1 pseudogene is annotated in these 255 nt (G+C 54.5%); it reads right to left on the bottom strand.

The annotated features are described in order from the left end of the window. Positions 1 to 31: 31 nt before the first annotated feature. Positions 32 to 255, bottom strand: a pseudogene (locus L0U89_RS20420) (hypothetical protein); the annotation flags it as partial.

Raw genomic sequence — 255 nt, 5'->3', positions numbered from 1 at the left:
ATTGGCTGGCGAAAACGGGATCGTTTTTCGGTCAGGCGGGGCTAGGAGCAGGTATAGCGATGATATCGGCCCAAAGCAGCTCCAGAAAAGCAAATTTTAGGCCCCTGAGGGCCTTTTTCATTGCCATGGCCGGCCTTTTCGCTGACCGCCGTTCAAAGGCCAGGTACTTTTTCAGATTGTAAGTGAGTGCAGCCATCATCACGTGTTTGTTGGCCTGGGCCATCCCCCGGCTGTTGATCCGGCGCATGTTCAGGA

The sequence above is a fragment of the Mariniradius sediminis genome (assembly GCF_021491425.1).
Lineage (GTDB): Bacteria > Bacteroidota > Bacteroidia > Cytophagales > Cyclobacteriaceae > Mariniradius > Mariniradius saccharolyticus.
This window is presented reverse-complemented; position numbering and strand designations above follow the sequence as displayed.